The organism is Mycobacterium sp., from assembly GCF_032159765.1.
In the GTDB taxonomy this organism is placed as follows: Bacteria; Actinomycetota; Actinomycetes; order Mycobacteriales; family Mycobacteriaceae; genus Mycobacterium.
Genome location: NZ_JAVHWM010000244.1, coordinates 1 through 4062 on the forward strand (window position 1 = coordinate 1; position 4062 = coordinate 4062).

3 protein-coding genes are annotated in these 4062 nt (G+C 62.1%); 1 reads left to right on the forward strand and 2 read right to left on the reverse strand.

The window, feature by feature from the left end:
• The first annotated feature begins 726 nt into the window (after window positions 1-726).
• Window positions 727-2004 carry a sigma-54-dependent transcriptional regulator gene (locus QOH60_RS28750; RefSeq protein WP_526425296.1) on the forward strand — a complete coding sequence of 426 codons (1278 nt, stop codon included), beginning with the start codon at window positions 727-729 and terminating at the stop codon, window positions 2002-2004.
• Here the strand turns inward: QOH60_RS28750 and QOH60_RS28755 are convergent, their stop codons facing one another.
• Both QOH60_RS28755 and QOH60_RS28760 read right to left on the reverse strand, forming a co-directional pair.
• On the reverse strand, window positions 2005-2829 hold the full coding sequence (locus QOH60_RS28755; protein ID WP_526425298.1) for an amidohydrolase family protein: 825 nt from the start codon (window positions 2827-2829) through the stop codon (window positions 2005-2007).
• Window positions 2830-2857: 28 nt separating this feature from the next.
• On the reverse strand, window positions 2858-4062 hold a 1205-nt coding region (locus QOH60_RS28760), incomplete at its 5' end, for a hypothetical protein (RefSeq protein ID WP_526425297.1).

The window sequence follows — 4062 nt, forward strand, 5'->3', positions numbered from 1 at the left end:
TTCAGGCCAGGATCTGACTATTTGTCACGATACTCAGATTCCGCCCGATGAGATTATTGTGCTGTGCATCACGGCTGACGCAGATCCACGCGTGCCACGGGTTGCCGCCGCAGTCCGCGGCCGCGCCGAAAATCATGATGGCTCGTTCTGCCGCGGCGCCGATATCGTCAATACGACGACGTCCGCGTCGCCGATCTCAGTGGCATCGGCCCCCCGCAGCGCCTGACGCTCTCAGCGGCAGGCAGAGGCCGGTATCGCGCGAATGCCGGAGCACGCGATGCAGCGATGCTCGGTACTGCCCGGCGCGCCAATTCGTTCGCCGAATTCGACAAATGCTGTTTGCACACGGCCATGCGGACCAATTTGTCGCACGTCTCCAGCGTATGTCCGCTGTTAGATTGAGCCTTATCGTTATTGACAGCGGTCGGTACCGACAGGTAGCGTGAAAAACTTGCGTAAAATCGGAATGCTAATTAGGGTTGTAGCACTCGCGCTCATTAATTTTTTTATTTTACAACCATCCGTGCTCAGCATCACGTCCCGCGAAAAAAAGCTCCGTTAAGCGCCCCCGTTGACAGGGGCGGTAAGTGAAGTCGCGCTGCGTGGTCATGCGGGGGGAGGCTCATGCATCAGGAGCCTTGGATTCATTTCTGCGGGTCGAAGGACCTTGCTGCTCGGCAAGCCATAGTTGACAGCTTGTCCAGCAATGGAATCGTCACTCGATCCTTGGACATCAACGCGCCGTCGGATGAAGGAATTATCTGCTTTTCCAGCATTGACGACGATTTGTACGAATTTGTTCGCGAGGTCAGCTGCAATCGGGAGAAGCGCGTGTTGGCTGTCCCGGTCGCTGGTGCGCAACTCGACAGTGAGCAGGCCTGGCGCCTGCTGCTCGTGGGCGCGTCGGACGTTTTTCTCTGGTCGTCGGCATCCGAAATGGCCGAGAAGGTCAAGGCGCGGTTCGACCGGTGGCGCGCTGTGGATGAGCTGCTGCAATCGCCGGCCGTTCATCGGAACCTCATCGGCAGAAGCCCGGCCTGGCGATCGGTGCTGCGACAAATTGTCGAGGTGGCGCGCTTCACCAACGCCGCAGTGCTTCTGATCGGGGAAAGCGGCACCGGCAAGGAATTGGTCGCGCGGCTTGTCCACGAGCTCGATCCGCGCGCGTCCGGCAATGAACTTGTAATCGTCGACTGCACCACGATCGCCCCTGAATTGTCCGGCAGCGAATTTTTCGGCCACGAGCGCGGCGCATTCACCGGCGCGGTCGGGGCGCGTGACGGCGCGTTCGCGGCGGCGCACGGCGGGACGTTGTTTCTCGATGAAGTCGGCGAATTACCCCTTGCCTTGCAGGCGCAATTGCTGCGCGTCGTGCAGGAAGGCACCTATAAACGCGTCGGCAGCAATGTCTGGCAGCGCAGTCAGTTCCGGCTTGTTTCCGCGACCAACCGGAATCTGCTTGAGAGCATCAAGAACGGCCATTTCCGCCACGACCTTTATCACCGGATCGGCGGCTGGATCTTTCGCGTCCCGCCGCTACAGGAAAGACGCGAGGATATCCTGCCTCTGGCGCGCCATTTCCTCCAGATCTTCCAGCCCGAAATCTCGGTGGCCGATTTCGACGGGCCGGTTCGCGAATACCTGCTCAACCGTCGTTACCCCGGCAACGTTCGGGACCTGCGTCAACTGATCGCACGCGTCAGCAGCCGGCATGTTGGCCCGGGACCGATCACGGTCGGCGATCTGCCCGACGACGAGCATCCACCCGGCGCGCCCGCGAAAGGGACCTGGCGTGCCCCCGAATTTGAACGCGCAATCGCCGAGGCGCTTTCGTTGGGCGTGGGCTTGCGGGAAATCAGCCAAACCGCAGCCGACACCGCGACCCGCATCGCCATGCAGGAGGAAAACGGTAATTTGCGCGGAGCCGCGCGCAGGCTCGGGGTAACCGATCGCGCCCTGCAAATGCGCCGTGCGGCGCGGCGCCAGCACAATGGCGGCGATTGATCAGGCTTCGAAATGATGCGCGTGCCAAGGGTCCCGGTATTGCGTTGTCAACGGCGGCAGTTCTGATTCGACTTTCGGCAGCGCCAGCGGTCGTTTGCGCCGCTTCGAGATCAGCCGCAGAAAATTGCCGCCGAGGACGAGTTGCTGGTCCGCCGGCGACAGACCGAGCAGGCGAATTTTTTCCAGCTCCACGCCAGGATGCAGCCATGGCCCGTCGGAGCCGAACAGGATTTTTCGCGCGCCGGCCCGCTGCACTGCCTGCTCGAGCAGTTCGAAGCGGCGAACGCCCGAGGTGTCGGTGTAGATATTGGGGTGGCGCACCAGATAGTCGATCAGGCTGTGCTGCGCCCGCCAGTCGTCGGAGAAGCTTCCCATGTGCGGGATGATGAAGGACACATCCGGATATTCGGTGGCGACCAGCTCCACGATCGAGACTTCGCCGATCGGATCGTAGAGGACGGGAATCGAAAAGGCGCGCGCGACCTCGCAGATCTCGCGCGACAGCCGCGCGTCGTAGCGGTGCACCTTGATGCCGACGAATCCATATTGCTCGACCGCGACTTTCACCAATTCGCCGACGCGGCCGCGGTCGCGGATTGCGTGAACGAAGGCCAATCCGTAGAAACGGTTGGGCCGGCCGGCGACGATGCGGGCGACTTCCCGGTTTGCCACGGCGTAGTCGGAGTGAAATGCGGCGAAGATGGCGGTGCGGCCAATGCCGGCCTCAGCGGCCCAGCGCAGATATTTTTCCAGCGGCGCCGCGGTATCCCACGGACCGGTCAGCCCGTCCCCCTTTCCCGCATGGCAATGGCAGTCGATGATCATGGCGGCCACCAGAACGCACTTCGTCACATCAGAGCGGACAGGAGCGGGCAAAATTCGCTGGAACTGCAAGTCCGTTCAAGTCGAGCACGAATTGCTCATAGCAATGGGCGTTCGCGGCGTTGCCGGTGTCGTGGATGAATTCAAAATAGATATGAACGGCTTCGTGCAGAAGAGTTGAGGCTTGAAAGTCCAGACCTTGAACGTTGTTGTCGTCGTCCCTCCAGAACGGCTTGCACAATATGATCCTGGAGAATCCCCCGCAGCTGCATGCGACGACTCGATCCACACAGCCTGGGCCCGTGCAGGTTCTCCCGTCGGCACTCTTGAGGGTGACGGTCGCAGGCCCCAAGCACGTATATTTCATCCAGCCGTCGGCCAGGATTTGCCGGGCGCCGCGCAGCCGGCGGATCAGGGTGAGAACGGTGCGGCTACCGCTTTGGGTCCAGATATTCCGATCGCCGCTATTCAAGCGGAACCGGCGCTGCAACGCCTGCCTTACTGCGTCTGAAACAACCGGGGCGGCGGGCGCCGCGCCGCCACGAATGCTGCTACGCGCGGTTTGCAGCTGATTGATCGCACTATCCAGCATTTCGATCGCCCGCGCATTGGCGCGTGTAATCCGTCCAACCGGATCCGGACCGGTAACAGCCAATACGGCCGCACCGGGCGGGTCACAGCTCACGAAACTGGCACGTACCGGTCTGGGCGCGCGAGATGGTGAATCGAACCCGATCTCGCTGTCCAGCTCTCTTCGAAGCGCCACTGGCCCTCGAATAAGCCGCTTGCCCCGCGGGGACTGCGTGTAGACGGTTCGGCCTGCTCCGTCTCCCGATCCGAAATCCCCTTGGGATTCCGCCTCGAACTCGAAGAGTTCATCCGAGCCGGCCGGCTCCATTGCATCCGGCGCGTCATCGAACGCCTGCTGTCCCTGGCCCGAACAGTGGGCACAGAGGGCGGGCTCGGCGGCCGGCTCCTCGTTGGGTGCCCAGCCACTCCAGCGGATGACAGGAAACGCCGTCCGAATGCGCCGGCGAATCTTCCAGCGCGGCTGCGTCGAAGCCGGCCGCGGCAGTCGTGCCGGCCGTGATGGCTGCCCCATAGGTGGCGGCCGGCGGGGGGAGTATTCGGACTCCCATTCGGTTTCTCCGGCGCCGAACTTGGTCTCTTGCGCCGCCAAGTCGCCGCTCCACGGAATGGTTTCAAACTCGAAATACGAAGTCATGATGCCCTCCC

Bases quoted from the DNA above. Each gene is read 5' to 3' on its own strand.
- QOH60_RS28755 (WP_526425298.1), bottom strand. From the start codon at position 2,829: ATGATCATCGACTGCCATTGCCATGCGGGAAAGGGGGACGGGCTGACC.